General features: G+C 71.2%; 27 protein-coding genes. 25 read left to right on the forward strand and 2 right to left on the reverse strand.

Features of this window, described 5'->3' with window-relative positions; translation table 11 throughout:
• Positions 1 to 26 precede the first annotated feature (26 nt).
• The 3 genes from AB0B64_RS13985 (at position 27) to AB0B64_RS13995 (ending at position 2,778) form a co-directional block, all read left to right on the forward strand.
• Complete coding sequence (locus AB0B64_RS13985) at positions 27 to 956, forward strand: UbiA family prenyltransferase (protein WP_358177324.1); 930 nt, start codon at positions 27 to 29, stop codon at positions 954 to 956.
• Positions 957 to 1,406: 450 nt separating this feature from the next.
• On the forward strand, positions 1,407 to 2,129 hold the full coding sequence (locus AB0B64_RS13990) for a sensor histidine kinase (RefSeq protein WP_357942021.1): 723 nt from the start codon (positions 1,407 to 1,409) through the stop codon (positions 2,127 to 2,129).
• The gene (locus AB0B64_RS13995; protein ID WP_357942022.1) at positions 2,110 to 2,778 is read left to right on the forward strand and encodes a response regulator transcription factor; all 669 of its coding nucleotides are present in this window, start codon (positions 2,110 to 2,112) and stop codon (positions 2,776 to 2,778) included. Before AB0B64_RS13990 ends, AB0B64_RS13995 begins: the two co-directional genes overlap by 20 nt.
• Positions 2,779 to 2,850: 72 nt before the next feature.
• Here the strand turns inward: AB0B64_RS13995 and AB0B64_RS14000 are convergent, their stop codons facing one another.
• A complete protein-coding gene (locus tag AB0B64_RS14000; RefSeq protein ID WP_358177327.1) occupies positions 2,851 to 3,816 on the reverse strand; it encodes an aldo/keto reductase in 966 nt (321 codons plus the stop codon).
• Between the two features lie 335 nt (positions 3,817 to 4,151).
• Between AB0B64_RS14000 and AB0B64_RS14005 the strand changes: the two genes are divergently transcribed.
• The 3 genes from AB0B64_RS14005 (at position 4,152) to AB0B64_RS14015 (ending at position 7,590) form a co-directional block, all read left to right on the forward strand.
• Positions 4,152 to 5,000: a metallophosphoesterase gene (locus AB0B64_RS14005; RefSeq protein WP_357942026.1), complete on the forward strand. Its 849-nt coding sequence runs from the start codon at positions 4,152 to 4,154 to the stop codon at positions 4,998 to 5,000.
• A gap of 2 nt (positions 5,001 to 5,002) precedes the next feature.
• Positions 5,003 to 5,689, forward strand: coding sequence for a 4'-phosphopantetheinyl transferase superfamily protein (locus AB0B64_RS14010; protein ID WP_357942028.1), 687 nt, complete (start codon positions 5,003 to 5,005; stop codon positions 5,687 to 5,689).
• Between the two features lie 389 nt (positions 5,690 to 6,078).
• Entirely contained in the window at positions 6,079 to 7,590 is a 1,512-nt protein-coding gene (locus AB0B64_RS14015; RefSeq protein WP_358177330.1) for a BTAD domain-containing putative transcriptional regulator, read from the forward strand.
• On the opposite strand, the gene AB0B64_RS14020 is transcribed toward AB0B64_RS14015, so the two are convergent.
• Positions 7,506 to 9,116, reverse strand: coding sequence for an FAD-dependent monooxygenase (locus AB0B64_RS14020; protein WP_358178021.1), 1,611 nt, complete (start codon positions 9,114 to 9,116; stop codon positions 7,506 to 7,508). The genes AB0B64_RS14015 and AB0B64_RS14020 overlap by 85 nt on opposite strands.
• Between AB0B64_RS14020 and AB0B64_RS14025 the strand changes: the two genes are divergently transcribed.
• The 19 genes from AB0B64_RS14025 to AB0B64_RS14115 all read left to right on the forward strand — a co-directional run bounded on the left by AB0B64_RS14025 (position 9,063) and on the right by AB0B64_RS14115 (position 26,118).
• Positions 9,063 to 9,197, forward strand: coding sequence for a hypothetical protein (locus AB0B64_RS14025; RefSeq protein WP_358178036.1), 135 nt, complete (start codon positions 9,063 to 9,065; stop codon positions 9,195 to 9,197). The genes AB0B64_RS14020 and AB0B64_RS14025 overlap by 54 nt on opposite strands.
• A 57-nt stretch (positions 9,198 to 9,254) precedes the next feature.
• Complete coding sequence (locus tag AB0B64_RS14030) at positions 9,255 to 10,034, forward strand: 3-oxoacyl-ACP reductase family protein (protein ID WP_357942035.1); 780 nt, start codon at positions 9,255 to 9,257, stop codon at positions 10,032 to 10,034.
• Between the two features lie 157 nt (positions 10,035 to 10,191).
• Positions 10,192 to 10,482, forward strand: coding sequence for a phosphopantetheine-binding protein (locus AB0B64_RS14035; RefSeq protein ID WP_225290089.1), 291 nt, complete (start codon positions 10,192 to 10,194; stop codon positions 10,480 to 10,482).
• Positions 10,479 to 10,964 (forward strand): 3-hydroxyacyl-ACP dehydratase FabZ, encoded by a 486-nt coding sequence (fabZ, locus tag AB0B64_RS14040; protein ID WP_357942037.1) that lies wholly within the window; start codon positions 10,479 to 10,481, stop codon positions 10,962 to 10,964. Before AB0B64_RS14035 ends, fabZ begins: the two co-directional genes overlap by 4 nt.
• A 3-nt stretch (positions 10,965 to 10,967) precedes the next feature.
• Positions 10,968 to 12,032 carry a glycine cleavage T C-terminal barrel domain-containing protein gene (locus AB0B64_RS14045; protein WP_357942039.1) on the forward strand — a complete coding sequence of 355 codons (1,065 nt, stop codon included), beginning with the start codon at positions 10,968 to 10,970 and terminating at the stop codon, positions 12,030 to 12,032.
• Between the two features lie 25 nt (positions 12,033 to 12,057).
• A complete protein-coding gene (locus tag AB0B64_RS14050) occupies positions 12,058 to 14,304 on the forward strand; it encodes a beta-ketoacyl-[acyl-carrier-protein] synthase family protein (RefSeq protein ID WP_358177333.1) in 2,247 nt (748 codons plus the stop codon).
• The gene (locus AB0B64_RS14055; protein ID WP_358177336.1) at positions 14,301 to 15,065 is read left to right on the forward strand and encodes a nitroreductase family protein; all 765 of its coding nucleotides are present in this window, start codon (positions 14,301 to 14,303) and stop codon (positions 15,063 to 15,065) included. Before AB0B64_RS14050 ends, AB0B64_RS14055 begins: the two co-directional genes overlap by 4 nt.
• Positions 15,062 to 16,303 (forward strand): FAD-dependent oxidoreductase, encoded by a 1,242-nt coding sequence (locus tag AB0B64_RS14060; RefSeq protein WP_357942045.1) that lies wholly within the window; start codon positions 15,062 to 15,064, stop codon positions 16,301 to 16,303. The genes AB0B64_RS14055 and AB0B64_RS14060 overlap by 4 nt, the downstream gene beginning before the upstream one ends.
• Positions 16,300 to 17,166 (forward strand): alpha/beta fold hydrolase, encoded by an 867-nt coding sequence (locus AB0B64_RS14065; protein WP_357942047.1) that lies wholly within the window; start codon positions 16,300 to 16,302, stop codon positions 17,164 to 17,166. Before AB0B64_RS14060 ends, AB0B64_RS14065 begins: the two co-directional genes overlap by 4 nt.
• 52 nt (positions 17,167 to 17,218) lie before the next feature.
• A complete protein-coding gene (locus tag AB0B64_RS14070; protein WP_358177342.1) occupies positions 17,219 to 18,124 on the forward strand; it encodes an ACP S-malonyltransferase in 906 nt (301 codons plus the stop codon).
• Positions 18,121 to 18,546 carry a phosphopantetheinyl transferase gene (locus AB0B64_RS14075; protein WP_358177345.1) on the forward strand — a complete coding sequence of 142 codons (426 nt, stop codon included), beginning with the start codon at positions 18,121 to 18,123 and terminating at the stop codon, positions 18,544 to 18,546. Before AB0B64_RS14070 ends, AB0B64_RS14075 begins: the two co-directional genes overlap by 4 nt.
• Position 18,547: 1 nt before the next feature.
• Positions 18,548 to 19,408, forward strand: a complete 861-nt coding sequence (locus AB0B64_RS14080; protein WP_358177347.1) for an ester cyclase — start codon at positions 18,548 to 18,550, stop codon at positions 19,406 to 19,408.
• 11 nt (positions 19,409 to 19,419) lie between these two features.
• Positions 19,420 to 20,208: an alpha/beta hydrolase gene (locus tag AB0B64_RS14085; RefSeq protein ID WP_357942055.1), complete on the forward strand. Its 789-nt coding sequence runs from the start codon at positions 19,420 to 19,422 to the stop codon at positions 20,206 to 20,208.
• Positions 20,205 to 20,819: a hypothetical protein gene (locus tag AB0B64_RS14090; RefSeq protein ID WP_358177350.1), complete on the forward strand. Its 615-nt coding sequence runs from the start codon at positions 20,205 to 20,207 to the stop codon at positions 20,817 to 20,819. Before AB0B64_RS14085 ends, AB0B64_RS14090 begins: the two co-directional genes overlap by 4 nt.
• Positions 20,807 to 21,802 (forward strand): right-handed parallel beta-helix repeat-containing protein, encoded by a 996-nt coding sequence (locus AB0B64_RS14095; RefSeq protein ID WP_358177353.1) that lies wholly within the window; start codon positions 20,807 to 20,809, stop codon positions 21,800 to 21,802. The genes AB0B64_RS14090 and AB0B64_RS14095 overlap by 13 nt, the downstream gene beginning before the upstream one ends.
• Positions 21,799 to 22,737: an ABC transporter ATP-binding protein gene (locus AB0B64_RS14100; RefSeq protein ID WP_357942061.1), complete on the forward strand. Its 939-nt coding sequence runs from the start codon at positions 21,799 to 21,801 to the stop codon at positions 22,735 to 22,737. The genes AB0B64_RS14095 and AB0B64_RS14100 overlap by 4 nt, the downstream gene beginning before the upstream one ends.
• A 2-nt stretch (positions 22,738 to 22,739) precedes the next feature.
• The gene (locus AB0B64_RS14105) at positions 22,740 to 23,918 is read left to right on the forward strand and encodes an ABC transporter permease (RefSeq protein WP_358177356.1); all 1,179 of its coding nucleotides are present in this window, start codon (positions 22,740 to 22,742) and stop codon (positions 23,916 to 23,918) included.
• Positions 23,915 to 25,093, forward strand: coding sequence for an ABC transporter permease (locus AB0B64_RS14110; RefSeq protein WP_358177358.1), 1,179 nt, complete (start codon positions 23,915 to 23,917; stop codon positions 25,091 to 25,093). Before AB0B64_RS14105 ends, AB0B64_RS14110 begins: the two co-directional genes overlap by 4 nt.
• Before the next feature lie 26 nt (positions 25,094 to 25,119).
• Positions 25,120 to 26,118 (forward strand): hypothetical protein, encoded by a 999-nt coding sequence (locus AB0B64_RS14115; protein ID WP_358177361.1) that lies wholly within the window; start codon positions 25,120 to 25,122, stop codon positions 26,116 to 26,118.
• Positions 26,119 to 26,162: the final 44 nt, after the last annotated feature.

The raw sequence follows: 26,162 nt of genomic DNA on the forward strand, positions 1-26,162 counted from the left end.
CCCTTACCGAAGGCGACAATCCGGTCATGGTCAGCTTATCGGTGTCCAATCAAGCGCCAGGTGTCACCGCCCTGCGATCCAGTGCGCGGGTGCTCCGGCTGTGCTTCGTCGAGGCCCGTCCTGCCGTACTCGCCGTGTCGACCCTTCGATTCATGGCCGGAGCCGTGCTCGCCCTCCCGGTCTCGCCGGTGCCGGAACCGGCGAAAGTGCTGCAGGGGGCCGCGGCCTGGGTTCTGTCGATCTTCGCCATCTACCTGCTCAACGGCGTCACCGACGTCACGGAGGACCGGGTCAACGGGTCCGGTCGTCCGATCGCCCGCGGTGACCTCGCTCCGCGGACCGCGGCCGTCGTCGCCGCCGTCGCGGCCGCTCTCTCGATCGCCGCGACCGCCGGACTGCCCCCGGCGCTGACCTGGATCGTCGGGCTCAACCTGGTGCTCGGCTACGTCTACTCGGCGCCGCCGTTCCACCTCAAGAGCGGCTCGACCGGCACGGTCGTGGTGCTGTGCACATCGGGGCTGCTGTCGTACTGGGGCGGGCTGACCGCCGTTACCGGCGGCGAGAGCCTGTCCACGCCGAAGGGCCTGATCGTGTTCGCGGTCGCCGCCACCTGCTGGATGGCCTTCGTGGGCGTACCCGCCAAGGATCTGTCCGACATCGAGGGAGACGCCGCGGCGGGCCGGCGGACCATCGCGGTGACCTGCGGAGAGCGGAAGTCACGTCATTGCATGTACGTCGCCGCGCTCACGCTGGCCGCCGCGCTCGGCGTGGCCGTCGTGTTCTTCCGCGTGCCGCTCGCCGGTGTATGCCTCGCCATGGCGGCGGGGACGGTCGCGGTGATCGCGGCGGGCCAATCAGCCGCCAAGGGCGGAAGTGATCAACAACGCCGGCCTTACAGGGCGTTCATGGTGACGCAGCACCTAGTTCACATTACCGCGCTGATCTCTAATATCTGACCTTATATGTTGCTTTGGTGAGGCACCTGCGAGATAGTTGGGGCACGCGCGTCCCATGGCCAAGGGGGCTCCTTGGATGCGGCATACGATGCTGAGAACGACCCTGCGAGATTCGTTGATGCTTGTCGAGAAGAAATCCTCAGGGAATTCGAGTCGCAGCTCCAGGCCACCGGCAACGCGCTCTCCGCAGATCCGCGCGCCACGCACCAAGCCGTAATGACCGCCGAGTTCGTCCTCGACGATGTGGCGGCCACGCTCCGTGCTGGAAAAGTGCAGGTCAACGAGCTCTATAAGTTCCACGCATGGGAAGTCGGCACTACTCGCGCCTCGACCGGAGTTCATCCGAAGGCCTCACTTGAGGCGGGCTCGCTTTTTTTCCGAGTAGCTCTGAGTCACCTCGCGCGGCTTATCGCCGTCGAGGCGGACTCGCCGGCCGAAGCATTCACACTCGTGGCCACCGGAATGGAGGAGAGCCTCTCCCGGCGAATCCGCGAGTCCGCCGAGAGCTATCACCGCTTCCTGCTCAACCAGGTGCAGGAGGCCCAGGGGGAGGAGCGCCGTCGCATCGCCCGTGAGCTGCACGATCGCATCGGCCATGGGATCAGCGTCGCGCACCAGCAGCTCGCTCTGTCGGAGGTGCACCGGGCCAGCGACCCGGCGCGGGCGGAGGTCAAGGTCGGGGTCGCTCAGCAGGCCATCCAGGAGACGATGGAGAACCTGCGGCAGATAACCTCCGAGCTGCATCCCCAGGTCCCCGTGAGGAGTCTGGAGAAGGCGCTGCTCGGTTTCCTGGAGGCGGTCGAGGACGATGTCGTGTCCGTCGGCCTCGATGTGAACGGTGACGAGTCATGGGCGGAGCCGAGGGTCCTCGACGAGGCGTTCCTCATCATCCGGGAGGCCGCCCGCAACGCGCTCAGCCACGCCGGGCCCTCGGTGATCCTCATGCGGGTGGACATCGCGCCGCACGAGCTCAGCGCGACCGTCCAGGACAACGGGCAGGGCTTCGACCCGTCGTGCGCCCGCGAGCGTGGCGGCGTGGGTCTGACGTCCATGCGGGAGCGCGCCGAGTTACTCGGGGGCACTGTGGCCATCTCCAGCGTCCCGGGCAACGGCTGTCTCGTCGAGCTCCTCATCCCTCTCAAGAGACAGTCCCATGAACCGGACCGACCGTAACACCAAGATCAGCGTCGCCATCGTGGACGACCATGCGCTCTTCCGGGAGGGCCTGCGCGAGATCCTTGAGGCTTCCGGAGAGATGAGCATCGTCGGCGAGGCCGGCGACTCCGCGACCGCGCTGGCCGTCGTCGTCGAGACCCGGCCCGACGTGGTCCTGCTCGACGTGGAGATCCCCGGTGACGAGGTGACCGAGACGGTCACCCGGATCCGGTGCCTGTCCCCGGAGACGCAGATCATCATCCTGAGCATGTACGACGGGCCGCAGCTCCTCACCAGGCTGCTGGCCGCGGGCATCCGCGGCTACCTGCTCAAGAGCGTCCATCGGCACGAGCTGATCGCGGCGATCAGGAGCGTGTACGAGGACCCGGCGCGGGTGGTGCTCGCGGTGTCGCGCCACAGCCTCGCGCACGTGGAGGGGCCGGCGCCCGGCGTGCTGTCGCAGAAGGAGCAGGAGGTGCTGCAACTGGCCGCGCAGGCGCTCAGCAACGGGCAGATCGCCCGCCGGCTCGGGCTCGCCGAGGCGACCGTGAAGCGGCACATGCGCAACATCTTCGTCAAGCTCAACGCCGTGTCCAGGATCGACGCCGTCAACAAGGCGCTCGCCGCGTCCCTGATCTCGCCCCAAAGCCGGAACGATCCCGACTGAGCCGCCTTGACCCCGTGCCCCGAGCCAATCGGGCCCCGAGGTCTGGGCGCTGAACTCGGCTGGGCGCCTGGGTCAGAGCAGGAGTGAGCCCGACTGGTTCGCGCCGCCGGCCGGGAGGATGCCGGCCAGCCGGTCGCGGGTTTCTGGCGTCAGGCGTACACCGGAGGCGGCCAGGTTCATCTCCAGGTGCACCTGGTCGCGGGTGCTCGGCACCGGCACCACGTGATCGCCGTGGGAGAGCAGCCAGGCCAGCGCCAGCCGGCCGGCGCCCAGGTCGAGCTGGGCCGCCGCGGCCTCGATCTGCCGCAGCGGACGCGTGCTCAGTCGCAGGTGTTCCTGCTGGAAGCGCGGGTCCTCGTGCCGCCAATCGGCGGCGCCGAGCTGGAGCGACGACCTGATCCGGCCGGTGAGGAAGCCGCGGCCGAGCGGGCGGGCGGCGACCACGCCGAGGCCGAGCCGCCGCGCCTCGTCGAGGAGCTCCGGCGGGGCGTGCGGGCCCCAGAGCGAGTACTCCAGGGCGAGCGCGGTGACGGGATGTACGGCATGCGCCCGCCGTACCTGGTCGACCGTGGCGTTGGTCAGCCCGAGATGGCGGATCTTGCCCGACCGCACGAGCTCCGACAGCCGGGACACGGCCTCCTCCACCGGAGCGCGGTCGTCCTGGCAGTGCAGGTAGTACAGGTCGACGCAGTCGACGCCGAGGCGTTGCAGCGACGCCTCGCAGGCCCGCGCCAGATGGTCGGGGTTCGCGTCGAACTCGATCGGCTCGCCGGGGGCGCCGCGGCGCACGCCGCCGCGCGTCGAGACCACCACCTCGTCGCGCCGCCCGGCGATGGCGCGGCCCACGAGGCGCTCCACCTCTCCGGCGGCGTAGAAGTCGGCGGTGTCCAGGAGCGTCACGCCGCCGTCCAAGGCCCGGCGAATAAGCCCGAGCGCCTCATCGCGGTCGATGGGGCCATAGGCGCCGCTGAGCGCCAGCGAGCCGAGTCCGATGTTCGAGATGTCCGGTCCATCTCGTCCCAGCCTCGTGTAACGCAATTGGGCCGCCTTAGTGTGCCAATCGCAGACTGCTGCATTTCTATTGATACCTAGCATCACTCAAAGCGCGGTCAAAGACCGGTCAAAGTCGGATCCAGCGTTACGGATCGGCTTTGCGCTGAGGTGGAAGCTAGGTATTTATCCTCTTATATATACGTTTTGCGGGGCCCCCTGGATGACACGAGTTCTGCCCGTACCCGCTGACCTGGGAACTCCTTGAGGGAACTCCCTGACCTGCGACAACCCCTAGGCGTCCCCCCTACTTCCGGGGATGGCGCCCCATAAAGTAGTTATGTCGGCTTTCGCAGAGATATGCTGCTGTATAAGCTGTGCTGGTGGTCGTTGGAGGGTCGGGTGGCGGGAGGTTGCTGGCGGTCAGCGACCTCCATGTGGCCTTCTCCGAGAACAGGACCGTCGTCCAGAACGTCTTTCCGTATTCGGCCGACGACTGGCTGCTGATCGCCGGAGATGTCGCCGAGCGGTTCGCCGACATCGAATGGGCGCTGACCCTTCTCAAGAGCCGTTTCTCCACGGTCGTCTGGACGCCCGGAAACCACGAGCTGTGGACACCGCGCGACGATCCGATCCAGTTACGGGGCGAGCACCGCTACCTCGCCCTGGTGGAGATGTGCCGGGGCCTCGGCGTGCTGACGCCGGAGGATCCCTATCCGGTCTGGACGGGACTCGGCGGTCCGGTGACCGTCGCCCCGCTGTTCCTGCTCTACGACTACACCTTCGGCGCGAACGGCGCGGGCAAGCGCCTGGCACTGGAACGCGCGCACGAGGCGGGCGTCGTCTGCACCGACGAGTATCTGCTGCATCCGGACCCCTACCCGACCCGCGACGCCTGGTGCCGGGCGCGGCTCGCGGAGACCCGGCGCCGCCTCGGCGAGCGGGATCCGCGCCTGCCCACCGTCCTGGTCAACCACTATCCGCTCGTCCGCGAGCCGACCCGGATCCTGCGGCACCCGGAGTTCGCCCTGTGGTGCGGGACCGAGCGGACCGCCACCTGGCCCCTGCACTATGACGCGGTCGCGGTCGTCTATGGGCACCTGCACATCCCTCGCACGACGTTCCACGACGGGGTGCGCTTCGAAGAGGTCTCTCTGGGCTATCCGCGCGAGTGGGTTCCGCGCGGGCGCACCGGCGGCCCGCTCAGGACCGTACTTCCAGCTCCGGAGTGAAGATGATCGAGCACATCCTGCCCGCGACGGTCAAGGCGTACGACACCTTCGACGACCCGCCCGGGACGATGCTCTTCCCGGAGGAGGAACGGCTGATCCAGCGGGCCGTGGACAAGCGGCGCAAGGAGTTCACGACGGCGCGGCTGTGCGCGCGCAAGGCGATGGAACGGCTCGGCGTGGCGCCGGTGCCCGTGCTGTCGGGGCTGCGCGGCGAGCCGCTGTGGCCGCTGGGCGTCATCGGGAGCATCACCCACTGCGCCGGCTACCGGGCCGCCGCGCTCGCCCAGGCGGCGGGGACGATCGGCATCGACGCCGAGCCCGACAAGCCGCTGGCCGCAGGCGTGGTGGAAGCCATCTCGCTGCCGCAGGAGCGCGAGATGCTCCGCGCTCTGGCCGCCGAGCATCCGGCCGTCTGCTGGGACCGGCTGCTGTTCTGCGCCAAGGAGTCGGTGTACAAGGCGTGGTTCCCGCTGGCGAAGCGGTGGCTCGACTTCCAGGACGCGGCGATCACGGTGGACCCGGTGCGGCGGACGTTCACCGCGCGCCTCCTGGTTCTCGGGCCCCGCTGGCAGGGGCAACGGCTGGGCGGTTTCACCGGCCGGTGGATGACCGGCAACGGCCTGATCGTGACCGCCATCGCCGTCCTGGCCCCGCAGCCGGCCGTCCAGAGCAGCGGCCCGGCCCGGTGAACTTCCCCCGGTGAGCTTCTTGCGCCGAGCACAATGCGGAAGGCCATCACACCGAATGGTGTGATGGCCTCTCGCGTTCCGGGGGTGCAACGGCGGAGAACTGTGCATCGCCTCCCGAGCGGACAAAGTGCCGGTCAATCCGTCTGAGTTGAATCCTAGGACTGCCGGAATAGGTTTCCGACCCCTAGGTGACCCCTGGAGACGGCCATAGGGTGCGGATTCGGCGACACCCCTATCGAGTGGGTTCGGCCTTCCGTCAGGGGCCGCTTAGGGGTGACTCGGCCCGGGAGCCGTTACTAGCTTTGTGAGTAGTGCGTATCCCGAGTTATCGGCGGGAGAGATTCCCACATGGCGCGACATTATCTTTATCTGGCCGGGACGGAACGCTGATGGCACTCGAATTTCACGTCCTCGGCCCGCTCCGGGTGGTCGACGACGGCGAAGAGCTACAGATCTGCGCGAACAGGGAGCTGGCGATCCTGGCCAGCCTGGTCCTGAACGCCAACCGGGTCGTCAGCGTCGACCGGCTGATCGAGACCGTCTGGGCCGGCTCGGCGCCGCAGAGCGCGGGGCGGCAGATCGCCATCTGCGTGTCGCGGCTGCGCAGGACCCTCGGGGCCGCGGCGATCGAGACCTCCAGCCCCGGCTACCTGCTGCGGGTCTCGGCCGAGGACATCGACTGGCTGCGGTTCGGGGCGCTGGTGGCGCGGGCGCGCGGCCAGGCGGCGGGCGGGGCCCGCGAGGATGCCGTCCTGCTGCTGCGCGAGGCGCTCGCGCTGTGGCGGGGCAACCCGTTCGAGGACATTCGCGGCCTGCGGTACGACGTCGCGCGGATGGAGGAGTCCCGCCTTGAGGCGCTGGAGGCGTGCCTTGAGCTGGAGATCGACCTGGGGCACCACCACCGGGTGATCCCCGAACTGCTGGCCCTCGTGGCGGAATGCCCGTTCCGGGAGCGGGTCCGGGCCCAGCTCATGCTCGCGCAGTACCGGGCCGGCCGGCGGGCCGAGGCGCTGCGCACCTACCAGGAGACGCGCCGCTACCTGCTGGAGCAGATCGGCCTCGAACCGGGCCCGGCGCTGCGGCGGCTGCACGACCAGGTCCTCCGCGACGAGTCCGGGCTCATGCGGCCCGCCGCCCACCGCCCGTCCGGCGCGGGGCCGGTCGTACCGTCGCAGCTGCCCCCGCAGGTGCTGCCGTACGTCGGCCGCACGGGTGAGCTCGCCGCGCTGGACGCGGCGCTGCGGCCCGAGCCCGAGGTGGCGGTGCCGGGGACGATGGTCCTGAGCGGGCCGCGCGGGGTGGGCAAGTCGGCGCTGGCGCTGCGCTGGGCGCACGCCAGGATCGACTGGTTCCCGGACGGACAGCTGTACGCCGACATGCGCGGCGTGTCCGCCGGCGCGGTGGTCGACCGGTTCCTGCGGGCGCTCGGCGTGCCCGCCCAGGACATCCCCCTCGACCCCGCCGAGAAGCTGGCGCTCTACCGCAGCTGTACGGCGCGCAGGCGGCTGCTCGTGGTGCTCGACGATGTCAAGGACAGCGCTCAGGTGCTGCCGCTGCTCCCCGGCGGCGCGAACTGCCGGGTCATCGTCACCAGCGCCGACCCGCTCGACGAGCTTGTGGCCAGGCAGGGCGCGCACCGCGAGTTCGTCCGCCCGCTCCCGGCCGAGGCGGCGCGGGAGCTCGCCGACATGCTCGTCGGCGCGCCCTACACGCCGACCGTGGCCCAGGCCGTCACTGACCTGGTCGCCACGTCGTCAGGCAACCCCTTGTCCGTACGCCTCGGGGCCGCGCAGATGCGTTCGCGGGCCCGCCACCATCACGACCTGGCCAGGATGGCGCCCAACGCGCCGGCCAGCGCGTCCTGCGACGCCGCGCCGCCGGGCGAACGCCAGCCGACATGACCGTCAGGGCGGACCAGCACGGCCCCGGTGTCGCCGACGCCGTACTCCTCCGCCCAGGTCGGGGAGGTGAGCGGCGCGTCGGGCTCGCTCTCGCCCGCGCGGGAGATCTCGACGACGGACAGCGTGACGCCGAGCCGGTGCGCCGCCTCCTTGGCGGGCTGGACCCACCCGCTGCCGGTCGGGGTCATGAGCGTGAAGGCCGGGCCCAGCAGATCGAGCGTCGACACCCTGCCCTCCCGGGAGGTCAGCCAGACGTGGGGGGCGCGGTGGCCGGGGCGGGCGGTCGGGACGTAGGTCCGGTAGGGATCCGCCGGTGCCGGGTCCGGTGTGCCGTCGGGCACCACGGCGGCCGACTCGTAGCGGAAGCCCAGGATCAGGCCCTCGGAGCTGCGGCGCTCGGCCTGCTGCTCGATCGCCTGGCCCATCGACAGCTGTCCCTGCATCATGCGCAGCGTGATCAGGGCGTTGGTCAGGCTCTCGTCCACCGTCCTGGCGGCTATGGGGCGGCGCTCGGCGTCGTACGTGGCCAGCAGCTCCGCACCGGCCGACCCGTTAAGGACGGCGGCCAGCTTCCAGGCGAGATTGTGCGCGTCCTGGATGCCGCAGTTCATCCCGAACCCGCCCTGCGGAGTGGTCGCGTGCGCGGCGTCGCCGGCCAGGAAGACCGGCCCGCCGCCGAACCCGGTCGCCACCACCGCCTGCTGCAGCCACGGCATGACCCCGACGATGGTGACGGGCAGGTCGGGCAGGCCGACGGCCGAGCGTACCGCCGCCACGCACGCCTCCTCGGTGAAGTCGGCCGCGCTGCCGCCGGTGCTCGGGTCGTAGCCGGTCTGGATCATCCAGCGCCGCTTGTTGTCGACCGCCTCCACCGCGCACGGCGGGTCGCTGCGCAGGAACGACAGCGCCACCCGGCGGTCGGCGGGCAGCTCGCCGAGGTCGGCGTCGAACATGACACTGACCATGTGCCCCAGCGGCGGCGGCCCCACGACCTCGATCCCGAGCCGTTCTCGGATCCCGCTGCGACTCCCGTCGGCCGCCACGAGATAACGCGCCCGCACGAGCACAGGCCCGCTATCCGACGCGGCCGTGGGCTCGATGGTCGCCTCCACGCCGTCGGCGGTGACGCGGAGGTCCGTCATGGCGGTCGCGAAGCGGACGTCGGACCGTGGGTGGGACTCGGCGACCCTGCGGAGGATCACTTCGAGGATGTCCTGCGAGCAGAGGTAGGTGTACGTGGGGCTCTGCGGCGCGTCGCGGTCGATCGCCGCCGCGGCCCGGACGAAGTCGTCGGACGCCAGCGAGGTGCCGACGCCGACCGCCAGCACGTCCTCGCGGGGCATTCCCGCGCCCTCCACCTCCTCGGCGATTCCCCAGGACCGGAAGATTTCCATGGTTCTGGTGGAAATGAGGCGCGCTTTCGGGAAAATCGCGGTCCCCGGATGCCTCTCCACGAGAAGGGAGGATATTCCGTGCCGGGAGAGCTCGATGGATGCCGCCAGGCCGACGGGCCCGCCACCGACGATAAGAACCTCAACATCGACCTCGTGCATGTTGTTAGCGTCGTATATCTGCTTATCGCCGTCAATGCGCGGATAACCGGATGATACAGGCGTGATATCCGCCTTTAGTAGCTTTATCGGTGCAGGTACCAATTGTTTGGTATGCGCATTGTCAAACCCCTGGAGACGATGATGCTCTTTGCCGAAGGCTCCGTGGCCCTGGTTACGGGCGGGTCGCGCGGCATCGGCCGGGCGGTCGCGCTCGACCTAGCCCGGGAGGGTGCCCACGTCGTGGTCAACTACGCCCGTTCGGAGGCGGACGCCGAGGAGGTCGTCGCCCTGATCGGGAAAGAGGGCGGCAGCGCGACGGCCGTGCGCGCCGACGTCACGGACGAGGCCGAGGTACGGCGGATGTTCCAGGGCGTACGAGCCGAACACGGCCGCCTGGACGTGCTGGTGACCAGCGCCGGCATCACGCTGGACCGCTATCTCGTCGCCATGAGCCTGGAGCAGTTCCGCGGGCCCATCGACACCAACGTCACCGGCACCTTCCTGACCTGCCGGGAGGCGCTGCGCATCATGCAGCACCAGCGGCGGGGCGCGATCGTGACCGTGTCCTCGACCAGCGGGCTGGACGGCGGCTTCCCCGGTCAGACGAACTACGTGGCCTCCAAGGGCGCGATCATCGCCTTCACCCAGGCGCTGTCGAACGAGGCGGCCCCGCACGGGATCCGGGCCAACGTGGTGGCGCCCGGGTTCGTGACCACCGACATGACACGGAAGGTGCCCGCCAAGATCAGGAAGGACTACGAGACGCGCATCCGGCTGGGCCGCATGGGCCGGCCGGAGGAGATCGCGACGATCGTAAGCTTCCTCGCTTCCGACAAGGCGTCGTACATGTCCGGCGCGGTGGTGGTCGCCCACGGCGGCGGCCTCGGCTGACCCGGCGCGTCGCGAGTCCACCCGCCGCGAAACCACCCGCTGAGCCCCACTCGCTGAGTCCCCGCTTGCTGAGCCCACCCGCTGTGAGCCGATCCCGGCACGAACCGTGAACCAGTCCCCGACCGCAAGCCCCTGTCACGAGGCACATGGAGGATGGATGACCCTCGACCAGCTCCGCGCGAAGGCCGCCGAGCGCCGGCAGACGTGCACCCAGATCAAGAAGATGATCGTGTCCCGGCTCGACCTGGAGATCGAGCCGGACTGGATCACCGACGACCAGCCGCTCTTCGGACGCGGCCTCGAACTCGACAGCCTCGACGTCCTGGAGTTGTACGTCGCCATCGAGGCCGAGTTCGGCGTGGCGCTGTACGACAGCGAGATGGCCGTCTTCGGCTCGGTGTCGCGGCTGGCGGACGAGGTCAATCCCGCTCTGCGGGCGACGCCATGACGATCGGCGCCACCCAGCTCGCCTCGGCCACGGCGACCGGGCTGAACCATGACCAGATCAGGCAGGTGCTCCCGCACCGCTGGCCGATGCTGCTGCTCGACCGGGTCAGCAGGGTGGAGCCGGGCGTCAAGGGCACCGCGACCAAGAACGTCGCCGGGACCGAACTCTGGTTCCAGGGCCACTTCCCGACCGCGGCCGTGCTGCCCGGCATCGTGATCATCGAAGCGCTGGCCCAGCTCGCCGGGGTGGTCTTCGCCCTGGCGGGCGCGAGCGAGATCAGCTACCTGGCCGGGGTCAGGTCGATGCGGTTCCGCCGTCCCGTCGTCCCCGGCGACCAGCTGACCCTGTCGGCCGAGCGGACCGGGGGCGGCGCCGGGTTCGCCGAGTACCGGGTGTCGGCGCGGGTGGACGGCCAGGTCGCCGCCGAAGGAAACCTCACGATCGCCGATCCGGCGGGTCAACGTTCCGTACGAAAGGTGTGAAGCATGGCTACCGTCCTCGCGAACCTGCATCCGGAGGGCACCGTCTACGGCGAGGTGGGTGACAGCTCGGTCCCGCTGCGCTTCTCCGAGTCGGCCGACGAGTACCGGGTGCTCAGGGAGCGCGCCGCCGTCCTCGACCTGGGCGGGAACCGCCTCATCGAGATCACCGGGCCCGCGGCCGTGGACTTCGCGCAGCGGCTGCTCGCCCGCGACGTGGAGTACCTCACCTCGGAGCGCTGCATGATGAGCCTGGTCCTGGACGAGTCCGGGCAGGTCGTCGACCAGGTGCTGGCCTTCGGCCGGGAGAACGGGATCCTGCTGGAGAGCTCCTGCGGCGCCGGTACGCGCCTGCTGGAGCACCTGGAGGAGCACAACGACGAGGGCGTGGTGATCACCGACCGGTCGGCCGACCTCACGGTCCTGGCCCTGGAGGGGCCGTACGCCTGGGGCGTGGTCGGGCGGCTGATCGACGGCGAGCTGGCCTCGCTGCCGTTCGAGTCGGTGGTGGAGACCGAGTGGAACGGTACCGAGATCATCTTCGCCCGGACCGGCTTTACCGGCGAGTACGGCTACCAGATGATCGTGCCCATCGAGTCCGCGGCCGAGCTGTGGTGCCAGGCGCTTGAGCACGCGGGAGCGGCCGGCCAGGAGGCCCTGGAGCTGGCCATGCTGGAGGTACGCCAGCCGATCCCGCGCCACGAGGCGACGGCGGGTGCGAGCGTGATCGAGATCGGCGCCAACTGGCTGGTCGACGTCACCAAGGACGAGTTCGTCGGCAGGGAGGCGGTGCTGGCGGCGTTCGAGTCGGGCCAGGGCCGCCGCACGGTCGGCTTCACCGGCGGCGACGCCATCCCCGAGGCGGGCGCCAGGGTGCTGGCGGGCGGCCAGGACATCGGCGAGGTGGTGCACGCGGTGCACAGCGCCGGTCTGGGCGCCACGCTCGGGCTGGCCAGGGTCGACGCCGAGCTGGCCGCCGCCGGTCTGGACTTCACCGTGGACGGCGTTGAGGTGACCACGCTGACCAGCCCGTACATCGTGCCCAAGAGCTGGAGCATCCCGATCATCTGATCGGCCTTCTGAGAAGGAGACAAGCATGGCGCTGCGGCCTGTCGTCGTCACCGGCCTGGGCATCATCTGTGCGATCGGCCGCGATCCCGCGGAGTTCTGGCAGCGGCTCGTGTCGGGCACGGGCGGTCTCACGCCGGTCATGGACGAGAACTTCGCGGTGTTCGAGGCGCGGCACGCGGGCCAGGTACCCGACGAGTGGATCGACGGGGGGCTACCGGAGTCCGACGCCGGCCTGGACCGTACCGCCCGGCTCGCGCTGATCGCCGCCCGCCAGGCGATCGAGCAGGCGGGCCTGACCGGTGCGGACCCCGACCGGTTCGGCATCATCCTCGGCAAGTGCCAGGCGACCCCCGACGCCGTGGGCCGCTACCAGCCCATGCACCGCACCGAGGACGTGGTCGCGGACCGGCTCGGCATGCGCGGCCCGCGCATCCTGGTGTCCACCGCCTGCGCGGCGGGCGGCAACGCCGTCGGGCTCGCCAAGGACAAGATCCTCACCGGCGAGGCCGACGTCGTCCTGGCCGGAGGAGTGGACCCGTTGCTGTTCGGCACGTACGCGGGCTTCGCCGGGCTCAAAGCGCTCAGCACCGGGCCGTGCCGCCCGTACAGCCACTCCGACGGGCTCAACCTAGGCGAGGGAGCGGCGTTCCTGCTGCTGGAGCCGCTGGACCGGGCGCTCGCGAGAGGCGCCACGCCGCTGGCGGAGGTCGCTGGCTACGGCCTGTCGGCCGACGCCTACCACGCCACCGCGCCCGACCCCACCGGGCGGGGAGGGGCGAGCGCGGTACGGCGGGCGCTCGCGGACGCGGGCCTGACCACGGACGACGTGGGCTACGTGAGCGGCCACGGCACCGGCACCCCGGCCAACGACGCCATGGAGGCCAAGGTCATGCGGGTGGTGTTCGGCGAGCGGGCCGGACGGGTGCCCACCAGCAGCATCAAGTCGTTCGTCGGCCACACACTGGGCGCCGCGGGCGCGGTGGAGGCCGTCGCGAGCGTGCTGGCCCTGCGGCACGGCACCGCGCCGCCCACCATCGGCTTCGACGCCGACGCCGTACCGGGCGACCTGGACTTCGTGCCCAACGTGGCACGGGAGCTGCCGATCGACACCGTGGTGTCGAACAACTACGCGTTCGGCGGCAACAACGTCTCGCTCGTGCTGACGACGCCACGGGCCGCGCGGGAGTACGACGAGCTGCCGGAGGCGGCGGCCGTGATCACCGGGCTTGGACCCGTCACCGGGCTGGGCACCGGCATCGGCGAGGTGGCCGAGGCGATCGTCACCGGGCGCCAGGCGGCCGGGCAGGCGCCGTCGCTCGACGGGCGGACGTTCGCGCCGCGCTCGCTGTGGCGGCACATGAACCACCTGTCCAGGATGGCTATCGCCGCCTCCCGGCTGGCCTGGGAGGACGCCGGGCTGCAGCTGCCCAGGAAGGAGCTCGACGACGTCGGGCTGGTGTTCGCCACGGGCGCCGGGTCGGCGGAGAGCACCGGCGGGTTCGACGAGAGCATCGCCGCCAACCCGAACAAGCCGGCCGTGCTGAGCTTCTCCAACGTCGTGCTGAACGCCACCGGCGGCGCGGTCTGCCAGACGCTCGGCCTGCGCGGGCCCACCACCACGATCTGCAACGGCGGCGCCTCGGCCTCGATCGCCCTCGACTGCGCGCTGGAGATGATCAGGGCGGGCAAGGCGGACGTGGTGCTGGTGGTCGCGGCCGACGAGACGGTCACCACGACCGTCGGGGACGCTGTGGTGTCGCCGTACGACCGGCGGCACTCCGGCACGGTTCCCGGGTCGGCGGCGGTGGCCTTCCTGGTGGAGTCGGCCGAGCACTGCACGAGACGCGGCGGTCGGCCGTACGCACGGGTCATGGGAACCGGCCACGCGAGCGGTGGGGATCTGGTGGCGCGGGTGCTCGCCCGGCTGCCCGAAGCCCGGCCCGAGCTGGTGGTCGGCGCGGGCACCGGGGTCCCTGGCGACGCCGAGGAGTCGGCCGCCGTGCTGACGGCTCTGCCCGACGCCGTGCTCACCACGTCGGCGGGACTCACCGGCGACTGCCAGGCCGCGACCGGCGCCATGAACATCGCCATGGCCGCCCTGGCGATTCGCGACGGGATCGCGCCCGCCCTCACCGGGCTCGTCGAGCCGCATGCGGGCGAGCCGACTTCGTACGTGACCAAGCCGGACCTGCCCGACCCGATCGGCCAGGCGCTGGTGCTGACCGCCGCGCCCGGCTCGGTGCGCGGGGCCGTACTGCTGGGGGCGCCATGACTGTGATCCTGAAGTCGGAGGTCCTCGGCCCCGCGCAGGCACCGCCCTTCGACGTGGCCGAGACGGACCGGCTGCTGACCACCACCCGGTCGGTGCGGCGGCGGCTCGACCTGGACCGGCCCGTGCCCCGCGAGGTCGTACAGGAGGCTCTAGAGGTCGCCGTCCAGGCCCCGACAGCCAACAACCACCAGAACTGGCGCTGGCTGGTCATCACCGATCCGGCGGTCAAGGAGCGGATCGCCGAGATGATCTCGACGTCCTGGACGTTCCACCGCAACGACATGTGGACGAACGCGGGCAGACGCCGCAACAACCGGCAGGCCCGCAAGAACTACGACTCGGCCGAGGCGCTGGTCGAGACCATCGGGCGGGTGCCCGTCCTGGTCATGCCCTGTGTCCTGGGCCGCCCGCCGGACATCGAGGCCATCAACACGGCCTGGGACCGGCGGATGGCCGACAAGGTCCCCGAGGACCCGGGACACCTGGTCCAGCACGGCCCGATGCGGGCGAGCATCTTCTACGGCTCCATCTTCCCGGCGATCTGGTCGTTCCAGCTGGCACTGCGCAGCCGGGGGCTCGGCAGCACGATCACCTGCATGCACGTCCCCCACGAGCGTCAGGTGGGCGAGCTGCTCGGCATCCCGACCGGGGTCACCCAGGTGTGCCTGATCCCGGTCGCCTACACGCTCGGCACCGAGTTCCGGCCGGCGGATCGGTACGGGGCCCACGAACGTACGTACTGGGAGAGGTGGGAGGCATGACCGTCGACTACGCCGACGTCGTCATTGCCGGAGGCGGCATCGCGGGCGCCTCGGCGGCCTGCAAGCTGGCCGCCGGCGGGCTGTCCGTCGTGCTGCTGGAGAAGCAGGAGGAGTACCGGGACCTGGTCCGCGGCGAGTGGCTGGCCCCCTGGGGGATCAGGGAGGCGCAGCGGCTGGGCGTCTACGACTGCTTCGGGGCGGGCGGCGGCTGGGAGATCCGGGAGTGGATGACCTGGGACGAGGCCGTCACCGAGGACGAGGTCGAAGCGGTGGACATGACCCGCTTCATCCCCGGCATCGGCGGGCCGATGTCGTTCCCGCACCACCAGGTGTGCGAGCTGATGGCGGCGCAGGCCGTGGACAGCGGCGCCCGGCTGGTGCTGGACGCGGCCAGGGTCACCGTCACGCCGGGTCGCGAGCCGGTGGTGACCTACCAGACCGAAGAGGGCCCGCAGGAGATCCGGGCCAGGATGGTGCTCGGCGCCACGGGCCGGGGCAACACCGTCGGCCGTCAGATCGGCGTCCGGATGCGCAACTCCATGCACCACTGGGGCGGCGGCATGATGGTCGAGGGCATGGACGGCTGGCCCGCCGACGTCCAGGCCATGGGCACCGAGGGCGACGTCATGTTCATGGTCTTCCCCCAGGGCTACGGCCGGGCCCGCCTCTACCTGAACTTCCCCACGGTCAACAAGCTCCGCTACCGCGGCCCCGGCGGCGTCGAGCGTTTCCTGGCCGCCTTCGAGCTCGACTGCCTGCCCGACAGGGGCAAGGCGGTGACCGAGGCGGTCCCGGCGGGCCCGCTGTCGGTGTGGCCGTCGGTGTCCAGCGTTCCCGAGGGGCCGCCGCTGACCGAGGGCGTGGTGCTGATCGGCGACGAGGCCGGCAACGCCGACACCGTGCTCGGCACCGGGCTCTCCTGCGCCCTGCGCGACTCCCGTACCGTCTGCGACATCCTGCTCGGCGGCGACGACTGGTCGCCCGCGGCGTTCGCGCCGTACCTGGAGGAGCGGGACTTCCGCCTGGAGCGCCTCGACTTCGGCGCGTCGATCATCAGCAGGCTGCACGTGGAGTTCGGGCCCGCGGCCACCGAGCGGCGGCGCCGGGTCCGCAAGCTCATGGCCAAGAACTTCGCCGCGCAGGTGACCGGGCTGCTCAACATGGTCGCCCCCGAGGACGTGCCGGAGTTCGGTTTCAGCGAGTTCTTCGCCGAGCGGTTGTTCAGGGAGACGGCATGAACAAGAAGAGAGTCCAGGTCAACGACGTCGAACTCGCCTACGTGGACGAGGGCGAAGGCGATCCCGTCATCCTGCTGCACGGCTTCCCCGACTCCTCCTACCTGTGGCGGCACCAGATCCCGGCCCTGGTCGAGGGCGGCTTCCGGGTGATCGCGCCGGACCTGCGCGGGTTCGGCGACTCCGGCAAGCCGCAGGAGATCGAGGCGTACGGGATGCAGACGATCGTCAACGACGTCGTCGCCCTGACCATGAAGCTCGGCATCCGCCGGCCGCACATCGTCGGCCACGACTGGGGCGCGGCCATCGCCTGGATGTACGCCTTCCTGATGCCCCGCAGGCTCGACCACCTCGCGGTGTTGTCGGTCGGGCACCCGGGCGTCTTCGCCACTCCTTCGCTGGAGCAGCGGGCGGCCTCCTGGTACATGCTCTTCTACCAGTTCCCCGGCGTGAGCGAGGAGCTGCTGCGGCGCAACGGTTGGCGGCTGTTCAAGGAGATCATGGGCCGCGACGGCGACTACGACCGTTACCTGCGCGACCTGGCCCGGCCCGGCGCCCTGACGGCGGGCCTGAACTGGTACCGCGCCAACCGCTCGCCCGAGGCCGAGCTGCGGCCGGCCCGCCCCTTCCCGCCCGTGCTGGCGCCCACGCTCGGCATCTGGGGAGCGGGGGACAAGGCGCTGCTGGAGGAGGGCATGTCGGCCTCCGGCAAGTACGTGAAGGGGCCCTGGCGCTACGAGCGCGTCGAGGACGCGGGCCACTGGCTCCCGCTAGACGCCCCCGATGAGGTGAACAAGCTGCTCCTCGGCTTCCTCGGCACCGAGCAGGCCGCGCACGAGGAGAGGCGACCGCGCAGGCGGCTGTAGGCGAAAGGAGAGTTTGGGCGAGAGGGAGTTTGGGCGAAAGGAGTGCTGCGCAATGCTTGGATTTCTCTTCCCAGGACAAGGCACGGTCCGTGTCGGTATGGGTGCGTGGCTGCGTCGCAGACCCGTGGCGCGAGCGCGGCTCGACGAGGTTGACGCGCTGCTCGCACAGCCCATCACCCCGCTGTGCGCTCGCGGGCCGCTGGAGCGGCTGGTGGCGACCGAGCACGCGCAGGTCGCGGTGACCGCGTGCAACCTGGCGGCGCTGACCGTGCTGCTGGAGGAGGGATTCGAGCCGCTCGTGGTCGCCGGGCACAGCGTCGGCGAGCTGAGCGCGCTGCACGCGGCGGGCGTGCTCACGCTCGCCGACACTGTACGGCTGGTCGAGCTCAGATCCCGGCTGATGGCCGAGGTCAGCGACACGGGCGGGATGCACGCGGTGATGGGGCTGCCGGTCGAGGAGGTCGAGGCGCTGGCCGCCGAGGCGGGCTCCGCGGACGAGCCGCTGGTCGTGGGCCTGGAGAACGCGCCCGGCCATGTGGTGGTCTCCGGCGCGCTGCCGGCCCTGGACCGGCTGGGCAAGCTCGCCACCCGGGCCAGCAAGATCGTGCCGCTGCGGGTGGGCAACGCCTTCCACTCACCGCTGATGGCGGCGGCCGTTCCCGCCTGGGCCGAGGCGGTGCGGGCCGCGCCGATGAGCGAGCCCCTCGTACCCGTGGTCCCGAACGTGACCGGCGAGCCCACCACCGACCTCGCCACGCTCAGGGACGCGCTGATCGCCCAGCTCACCGGCCGGGTCCGGTGGACGGACACGGTGAACGCGGTGGAGGAATTCGCCCCTGGCGTCGAGGTGGGCGACAGCAAGGTACTCGCGGGCCTGTCGCGCCGGGCGGGCGCGCGCTGCCTGAGCCTGGCCGAGCCCGCCACCCTCCGGCGATTGTCCAGGGAGATCGCGGCATGAACCGGTGGGGCAGCGCGATGGTCGGCTTCGCCGGGCTCTCCCGGCCTCAGGAGCTGGTCGGCGACATGCGCCTCGAAGAGGTGTACACGGCGGCCGAGCGCCTCAGGTCCGGGTACGGCCGCACGCTCCAGCACTGGGCCGGGCGTCTGGCGGGCAAGTACGCGGTGCTCCGCCTCCTCGGCGTCTCCGCCACGGCCGAGCACCTCGGCCAGGCGGAGGTGCTGCCCAGGCCCACCGCCAACTGCGCGAAGACCGCCGTCTGCCACACCGGGCACCCGCCGGCCGTCCGGCTCGCCGGGGCGCTGCGCGCGGCGGCGGGGTCCGGCCAGCAGATCCGGCTCTCGCTCAGCCACACCGACGGCAAGGTGCTCGCGGTGGCCGTCGCCTCCGCGCGCCTGCCCGAAGACGAAGACGAGGCATGACATGGACGCCAGGAAGGCCGCCGAGCGGCACCTTGAGGCGTGGCAGGCCGGTGACCCCGAGGCCGTGGCCGCCACCGCCGCCTCCTACAGTGACCCCGATTCCGGCGGTGAGTTGAGCGGGGCCGCGCTGGCCGCCCACGCCGCCGACACGCTGGCCCGCTTCCAGCGGCCGAGATTCCTGGTGGACGAGGTCGTCGGCGACGGCGAGGCCGTCACGCTCTGGTGGACGCTCCAGGCCGACCATCGGGCCCCCTACCTGGGCATGCCGGCGGTCGGCGGGAGCGTCGGCGTCCAGGGGAGCGACCTGGTGACCCTCGGCCCGGACGGTCCGCGCGTGCGGCGCCGCTTCGACCGGCTGGCGGTCGCGGAGGCGCTCGGCTACTCGGCCCGGTTCGTGCCGGCGGCCGACGCGGAGACGGGCGGGGTCAGGCAGTTCGGCGTCAGCGCGCGCGTCCCCAGCGGGCGTACCGAGCCGCCGGGCGTACTGACCCTGACCTGGCTGGAGGTCCGCGACGACGCGGAGGCGGCGGACGTGGACCTGCTCAGCGTGGAGGTCGTCAAGTCGCTGCGGGCCTCCAAGGGCTTCCTCGGCCTGGCGACGTTCGACGTCGGCGACCGCAAGTTCACCGTGACCGCCTTCGACCGGCCCGAGTCCGTCCGCGCGGTGCACGCCCGGCCGCACCAGCGGAGCATGCGCCGCTTCTTCAAGGGCGGCCTGTGCACCCGGGTGCTCACCAGCGTCTGGATCCCCTCCGACATCCGCGAGTACGCCCGCTGCCCCGACTGCGACACCGTCATCCGGGTCGGACCGGACGCCGCCTGCGGCTGCGGGTGGATCCCGGGCGACGCCTCCCTACTGTGACTGGAGCCTTCATGTCCGACTTCACCACCGAGCACCGGCTCGGCGACCGCGAGGGCGGGCCCGCCGTGGTCTTCATGTCCGCGCTGTTCGCCGGCGGCTGGATCTGGGAGCACCCCTACCGCTACCTGGCGGAGGCCGGCGTGCCGGTGCTGCGTACGCACGAGGCGATCTGCGCGCTCGACCGCCGGGTGGCCGGCTCGATCGAGCGGCTCGGCGACGCGCTGCTGGCCGCCTGCGACGAGGCCGGCGTCGAGGACCTGGTCCTCTGCGCCAACTCGCTCGGCGGCCTGGTCGCCATCGACCTGGCCGGCCGCCGCCCCGAGCGGATCAAGGGCATCGTGGTGAGCGGCGCCCCCGGACTGACCCCCGACCCCGACGTCGGGCTGAGCTTCGACCGGCGGGCCAGCGTGCAGCCGTTCGGCGACGACTTCGGCGTCCGCATGGTGTCCGCGCTCTTCCACGGTACGGAGCCCTACTTCACGCGGGCGCAGATGGACGAGGTCGGCACCATGCTCCGGCAGCCGGAGTCCATGGTCAGCATGGCCCGCAGCCTCAAGGCCACCCGCCGCTACCAGGTGAAGCCGGCGCTGGACAAGGTCCGCTGCCCGTCCCTGTACGTCTGGGGCCGGCACGACCGGATGACGCCGGTCGGCCCTTGGCTGGAGCTGCTGGCCGACTATCCGGAGAACGACGTGGTGGTGGTCGAGGAGAGCGGGCACATTCCGATGATCGAGCGGCCGGACGAGTACAACGCGGTGCTCGAACCATTCGTGGCCCGCTGCGCGAAGGTCGCGGCATGACGCTGTCAGCCGGGCAACAGCTCATGCGGCCGGCCACCCCTCCCATGTTCCCTCCCGTGCTGGTCGGGGTGGACATTGTGGACGCGGATCGGCTCGCCAGGGCAGCCGGGCGCGGTGGTGCCGTGTTCACCGAGCACCTCACCACGCCCGCCGAGCGTGAGCTGGGCGCTGAGGAGGTGGCCTTCTCCGTCAAGGAGAGCTTCATCAAGGCGGTGGGCGGGCGTCCGCCCGGCTTCACCTGGCACGACTTCGAGGCCCGCGCCGGGCGGCCCGCCGCCTGGGCGCGGCGGCTGCTCGACGAGGCGGCCGCGGAGCTGACCGCCTCGACCGGGCTCGCGCTGACGGGCGGCTCGTCCTTCGCCGTCCGGGGTGCGAGCCAGCAGGCGGCCCTGGTACGGCTGGCGCCGCGCCGGAGCCGGGTGGCCGGGGCGGCCCGGTGGGGGATGGGCGCGGGGCTGCTCGTCTCCCTGGCGATCGTGTACGCCGACGGTCCCGGCGACGGTGATGGCGACGTGTATGCCGACAGCATCGGCGACGGATACGCCGACGGTGACGGCGACGTCTACTGCGGTTTCGGCGACAGGGAGGGAGACCCAGGATGTCCCAGGTGAAGCCCGGTGAATCGATCCAGCGGGCGCTGGACGAGGCGGGCGCCGGCGCGACGATCGAGCTGGCGGCGGGCACGTACGCGGAGAACGTCTGGATCAGGCACGACGGCGTGACGCTGACCGGCGCCGGGGCGGGCCGTACGGTGCTGGTCCCGGGAGACGCCGTCCCGGCGGGGATCCCGAAGCTGCACGACGCGGCGGCGGACGTCGTCAGCGGCATCAGCCTGCACGGCGTCCGCGACGTCACGATAGCCGGGCTGAGCGTGCGCGGCTCGACCGGCGCGGGGATCTACGCCCACACCGTGACCGGCCTGACCGTACGGAACGTCGAGACGGCCGGCAACGCCGTCTGGGGCGTCTACGTGCGCGAGTCGAGCCGATGCGAGGTGACCGGCTGCACCACGTCAGGCAGCCAGTACGGCGGCATCGCGCTCAGCTTCTGCCCCGAGGCCGATGGCCTGGTGGCGGACAACGAGAGCTTCGCCAACGCCTTCGGGATCTTCGTCGACAACTCCTCCCGCGTCCGGGTGCTGCGCAACTCCTGCCACGGCAACGCCGCCGGGCTACTGATGCTCAACCAGACCTACGAGGGCGAGCCCGACGGCGGCGTGCGCGACTGCCTCGTCTCGGGCAACGACCTGTACGGCAACGGCCTGGCCGCGGGCGGCGACGCCCCCGACGCGCTGGGGGCCGCGGGCCCGCCGATCTCCGGCGTGGGCCTGGCGCTGATCGGGACGCACCGGGTCAGCGTCGTGGACAACCGGATCCACGACAACCATCCCAGCGGCGAGTCGGTCATGGGCGCCGCGTTCGTCATGGGCTCGTCCAAGGACTGGGGAGGCGACGACGCCGTGGACAACCACATCCTGTGGAACCGGGTGACCGGCAACAGCCCGCTCGACCACCAGCTCGGCGTCGACCTGGAACGCCAGGTCTGCGCGGGCAACACCAGCGACAAGGGCGAGCCGGACGGGTGGGGCCGATGACCGCCACCCTGGCGTGTACCGGCCTGAGCAAGCGGTTCGGCGACGTGCTCGCCGTACAGGACGTGGGGTTCGCCATCGCCCCCGGCGAGGCGTATGGGTTGCTCGGGCCGAACGGCGCGGGCAAGACGACCACGATCTCCATGCTCGTCGGCCTGCTCAAGCCCGGCACCGGGAACGTGACGGTGTGCGGCACGGACCTCGCCGCCGAGCCGCTGGCGGCCAAGGCGAAGATCGGCTACGTGCCGCAGGAGATCGCGCTCTACCCGGAGCTGACCGGGCGGGAGAACCTGCGCTTCTTCGGCCGGCTGTTCGGCCTGCCGCGACGGGAGCTGGCGGCGCGCATCAGCGAAGTGCTCGACCTGGTCGGGCTTTCCGATCGGGCCGACGGCAAGCTCGGCACGTACTCGGGCGGCATGAAGCGGCGGATCAACATCGGCGCGGCCCTGCTGCACCGGCCCGAGGTGCTCATCCTCGACGAGCCGACCGTCGGCGTCGACCCGCAGAGCCGCAAGGCCATCCTCGACGGCGTGGAACGGCTGGTCGCCGACGGCATGGCCCTGCTCTACACCTCGCACTACATGGAGGAGGTCGAGCGGGTCTGCGACCGGGTCGGGATCATCGACCACGGCCGGATCGTCGCCGAGGGCACCCGCCACGAGCTCGTCGCCATGGTCGGCAGCGCCGACAAGATCGAGCTGATCCTGGACGGCGACGTGGACGGCGCGTTCGACAAGCTCCAGGCGCTGGAAGGCGTCGTCGAGGCGGTCAGGACCGGCACCGGCTCGGTGCGGCTGCTCGCGGAAGGCGGCCGCTACGTGCTGCCCGCGATCATCACCGCCGTGGACGGCCGCGCCACCGTGACCGCCGTCGAGGTCATCGAACCCGACCTGGAGGCCACTTTCCTCCACCTCACCGGCAGCAAGCTGCGGGACTGATCATGCTGAGACCCCTTCTGTCCGTCGCCGCGCTGGAACTCCGTACCCGCCTACGCGATGGAACGGCCCTGGTGGTCGCGCTGATCGTGCCCATCGCGCTGGCCACCCTGTTCGGCCTCGCCCTGGGCGGGGACGACCCGCCGCTACGGGCCACGATCGGCTTCGTCGACCTCGACCGCGGCGAGTTCTCCGCCAGTGTGCGGCGGGAGGTCATGTCCAACGAGCAGCTCAAGGGCACGCTGACGCTGCGCGACCTGCCCAGCAGGCAGGAGGCGCAGCGCTCGCTCGACGCCGGTGACATCGGGTCGGCCATCGTGTTCCCGCAGGGGTTCACGAAGAGCGTCGGCGCGGGCTCGGGCGGTCAGGTCGCGGTGCTCACCTCCGCCGAGTCGCCGCTGGCCGGCGTGGTGGCGAACGCCATCGTCGACCGCATCTCCTCGGTGGTGGACGCCCGCACGCTCGCGGTCCGCGCCTCGCTGGCGTACGGCGTGCCCGGTGACCGGGTGAAGGAGCTGGTGGAGCGTAACGGCGCCGCCGGGCCCGGGCTGAGCCTGGCCGACGACCCCATGGAGGGCGGCAAGATCGACCTGTCGGTGTACTACGGCTCCGGCATGGCCGCCCTGTTCGCCTTCTTCGTGGTGGGCGCCTCGTTCAGGAGCCTGCTCACCGAGCGGCGGCAGGGCACGCTCGACCGGATGCGGGCCGGGCCGATCCCGCAGTGGACGCCGATCGCCGGCAAGGCCATGGTGGGGTTCGGGCTGGGTGTGGTCAGCGTCGTCGCCACCTGGGCGTCCTCCTCGCTCATCTTCGGCACCAGCTGGGGTGACCCGGTGGCGGTCTTCGCGCTGCTGGTCGCGCATGTGCTCGCCGCCGCCGCGATCACCATGCTGGTGGCCAGCCGGGCCAAGACCGACGCCCAGGCCGACGGGGTGACCATGGTCGTCTCGTTCGTGATGGCGTTCTTCGGCGGCAGCCTGGTGCCGCTGTACAACCTGCCCGGCTTTCTGCAGAAGGTGGCGCTGCTCACCCCGAACGGCTGGACGTCGACCGGGCTGATCCGGCTCGCGGGCTCCGGCGGGGGACTGACCACGGTGATCGTCCCGATCGGCGTGCTGTGCGCGATCGCGCTGGTGGCGGGCGGCCTGGCCGCGGCCGGCTTCAGGAAGGGGCTGCTCGGATGAGGCCACAAGAGGCCGTGCGGATTCGGATCAGGCCACGTCCCATCCTCGCGCTGGTGGCGGCGAACCTGCGCCGGCTCTCCCGCGACAAGGTCGGCCTGTTCTTCATGGTGATCATGCCGTTCGTCAACATCGTGTTCGTCGGCATGGCGCTCGGCGGGGGCGCCGTGGGGGCGGCCAAGCTGCCCGTCGGCGTCGTGGCCGATGGCTCCGACCCCCTCTCGGCCGCCGTGCTCAAGGAGCTGCGCGCGCACCCCGACCTCGCCATCACGACCGTGGCGACCAAGCAGGACCTCCAGTCGGGCGTACGCGAAGGGTCCCTCGCCGCCGGGCTGGTGATCCCGGCCGGCTCGACCAAGCTCGAACTCGTCATGACCCAGATGAACGGCAGCGGCATGGCGGCCCGCAGCGCCGTGGACGTCGCGGTCGGCCGGGTGGCCGCCGTACTCGAGGCCACCAGGGCCGTCGAGGCCGCGGGCGCCACGCCCGCGCAGGCCGCCGCGCGCGTGCGCGAGGCACAGGCCGACTCGGGCCGCGTCGCGGTCGTCGGCTCCGGTACGCCCGGCGCCACACCCAGGGGTTTCGCCTACACGGCCCCGGCCAACCTGCTGCTGTTCACCTTCATCAACTCCATGGCCGTGGCCGCCGCGCTCGCCGAGAGCAGGCGGCTCGGGATGATCCAGCGCGCGCTCACCGCCCCTGTAAGGCGCCGGTCGGTGCTCGCGGGGGAGGCGCTGAGCAGGTTCGTCGTGGCCGTCGCGCAGTCGCTGTTGATCATGGTGGTCAGCTCGCTGGTGTTCGGCGTGTCGTGGGGCGACCCGCTGGGCGTCGCCGCGGTGGTCGGCTCGTTCTCGCTGGTGGCCACCGGTGCCGCGATCCTGGTCGGCAGCCTCGTACGCTCGCCCTCGCAGGCGCCCGCCATCGGCCCGCCGCTGGGCATCGTGCTCGGCATGCTGGGCGGCTGCCTGTGGCCCAGGGAGTCGGCGGGCGACTTCCTCAACTCGCTCGGCTATCTGTTCCCGCACGCCTGGGGCATGGACGCGCTGCTGGCGCTGACCAAGCCGGGCACGGGCATCGGCACGGTGCTCCCCGAGGTGGCCGTGCTCTCCGGGATGGCGGCGGCGCTGCTCGGCCTGTCGCTGTTCCTGTTCAACCGCCGCACCCGAACCTTCACCTGAGAGTTCCGTTGAGTTGATGGGAGACCATGATGACGACTATTCCGTTCTTTCCGGGAATGGCCCCAGTGGGCGGCGACCACGCCACCGACGTTTATCGTTACGCGGCCCGCAAGGGCGCGATCGAGGCGCTTGAGGTTGCCGCCGTCGATCTCGGCATTGGCCTGCATGAGATGCACGAGGCGGTGGCCCATCTGGTGGAGAACCGGCTGCTCATGATGGAGGACAGGGCGGGCCGCCGGTTCGTCCCCGTGGATCCCGAGGTGGCCGCGGCTTCGCTGGTGTCTTCCGTCGAACGGGAGATCTACCAGCGCCGGGAGCTGATCGACCAGATCCGCGAGCGGATCAACGTGTTCCGGCAGGACTACACCGGCGGGACCTCGGCGCCCAGCGCGATCGAGTATCTGGTGGGGTCGATGGAGGTCCGGGGCTTCCTCAAGACGGCCGGCGACTCGTGCCGGGACGAGGTGCTGGTGCTCCAGTCGAGCTTGACGGACGCGGACGAGCTGTCGCAGGCGTACTCACCGCTGCTCGGGCGGGGGATCACCGTGCGCATCATCTGCCAGCACCGCAACCGGGCCGATCTCGCCACCCGGATGCGGATGAAGAAGCTGATCGACGCGGGGGCCGCGGTGTGCACCGTCAGCCACATCCCGCGCTCGGCCGTGGTGTTCGACCGGTCGCTGGTGGTGCTGTTCGGGCTGTCGGACGGGGAGACCAACGTGGCGCGGGTGCACAACCATGGGGTCGCGCAGTTCCTGCTGGACCTGTTCAACCACCTGTGGGAGACGGCCACGCCGCTGGAGGGCGTCGAGGCCGGGTACGCCGACGTGGCCGACGACCTGCAGCAGGCCATCGCGGCGCTGATGGCCAAGGGCTACACCGACGAGGTCGTGGCACGCAAGCTGGGCATGTCGGTACGCAGCTGCCGCCGGCACATCGCCACCCTGATGCGCGACCTCGACGCGACCAGCCGATTCCAGGCCGGGGTGCAGGCGGCCAGGAAGTTCCTGCCCAACGGGGCATGACAAGTGTTCGGTCGTCTGTGCGGGCCCGCCCCCGGCGGGCCCGC

Source organism: Nonomuraea sp. NPDC049129 (genome assembly GCF_040648495.1).
Taxonomy (GTDB): Bacteria; Actinomycetota; Actinomycetes; order Streptosporangiales; family Streptosporangiaceae; genus Nonomuraea.

What these genes read in the sequence shown, in the direction of transcription:
- AB0B64_RS13985 (WP_358177324.1), top strand. Translation starts at nt 27, where the DNA reads ATGGTCAGCTTATCGGTGTCCAATCAAGCGCCAGGTGTCACCGCCCTG.
- AB0B64_RS13995 (WP_357942022.1), top strand. Translation starts at nt 2,110, where the DNA reads ATGAACCGGACCGACCGTAACACCAAGATCAGCGTCGCCATCGTGGAC.
- AB0B64_RS14010 (WP_357942028.1), top strand. Translation starts at nt 5,003, where the DNA reads ATGATCGAGCACATCCTGCCCGCGACGGTCAAGGCGTACGACACCTTC.
- AB0B64_RS14015 (WP_358177330.1), top strand. Translation starts at nt 6,079, where the DNA reads ATGGCACTCGAATTTCACGTCCTCGGCCCGCTCCGGGTGGTCGACGAC.
- AB0B64_RS14030 (WP_357942035.1), top strand. Translation starts at nt 9,255, where the DNA reads ATGCGCATTGTCAAACCCCTGGAGACGATGATGCTCTTTGCCGAAGGC.
- AB0B64_RS14035 (WP_225290089.1), top strand. Translation starts at nt 10,192, where the DNA reads ATGACCCTCGACCAGCTCCGCGCGAAGGCCGCCGAGCGCCGGCAGACG.
- fabZ (WP_357942037.1), top strand. Translation starts at nt 10,479, where the DNA reads ATGACGATCGGCGCCACCCAGCTCGCCTCGGCCACGGCGACCGGGCTG.
- AB0B64_RS14045 (WP_357942039.1), top strand. Translation starts at nt 10,968, where the DNA reads ATGGCTACCGTCCTCGCGAACCTGCATCCGGAGGGCACCGTCTACGGC.
- AB0B64_RS14050 (WP_358177333.1), top strand. Translation starts at nt 12,058, where the DNA reads ATGGCGCTGCGGCCTGTCGTCGTCACCGGCCTGGGCATCATCTGTGCG.
- AB0B64_RS14055 (WP_358177336.1), top strand. Translation starts at nt 14,301, where the DNA reads ATGACTGTGATCCTGAAGTCGGAGGTCCTCGGCCCCGCGCAGGCACCG.
- AB0B64_RS14060 (WP_357942045.1), top strand. Translation starts at nt 15,062, where the DNA reads ATGACCGTCGACTACGCCGACGTCGTCATTGCCGGAGGCGGCATCGCG.
- AB0B64_RS14065 (WP_357942047.1), top strand. Translation starts at nt 16,300, where the DNA reads ATGAACAAGAAGAGAGTCCAGGTCAACGACGTCGAACTCGCCTACGTG.
- AB0B64_RS14070 (WP_358177342.1), top strand. Translation starts at nt 17,219, where the DNA reads ATGCTTGGATTTCTCTTCCCAGGACAAGGCACGGTCCGTGTCGGTATG.
- AB0B64_RS14075 (WP_358177345.1), top strand. Translation starts at nt 18,121, where the DNA reads ATGAACCGGTGGGGCAGCGCGATGGTCGGCTTCGCCGGGCTCTCCCGG.
- AB0B64_RS14080 (WP_358177347.1), top strand. Translation starts at nt 18,548, where the DNA reads ATGGACGCCAGGAAGGCCGCCGAGCGGCACCTTGAGGCGTGGCAGGCC.
- AB0B64_RS14085 (WP_357942055.1), top strand. Translation starts at nt 19,420, where the DNA reads ATGTCCGACTTCACCACCGAGCACCGGCTCGGCGACCGCGAGGGCGGG.
- AB0B64_RS14090 (WP_358177350.1), top strand. Translation starts at nt 20,205, where the DNA reads ATGACGCTGTCAGCCGGGCAACAGCTCATGCGGCCGGCCACCCCTCCC.
- AB0B64_RS14095 (WP_358177353.1), top strand. Translation starts at nt 20,807, where the DNA reads ATGTCCCAGGTGAAGCCCGGTGAATCGATCCAGCGGGCGCTGGACGAG.
- AB0B64_RS14100 (WP_357942061.1), top strand. Translation starts at nt 21,799, where the DNA reads ATGACCGCCACCCTGGCGTGTACCGGCCTGAGCAAGCGGTTCGGCGAC.
- AB0B64_RS14105 (WP_358177356.1), top strand. Translation starts at nt 22,740, where the DNA reads ATGCTGAGACCCCTTCTGTCCGTCGCCGCGCTGGAACTCCGTACCCGC.
- AB0B64_RS14110 (WP_358177358.1), top strand. Translation starts at nt 23,915, where the DNA reads ATGAGGCCACAAGAGGCCGTGCGGATTCGGATCAGGCCACGTCCCATC.
- AB0B64_RS14115 (WP_358177361.1), top strand. Translation starts at nt 25,120, where the DNA reads ATGATGACGACTATTCCGTTCTTTCCGGGAATGGCCCCAGTGGGCGGC.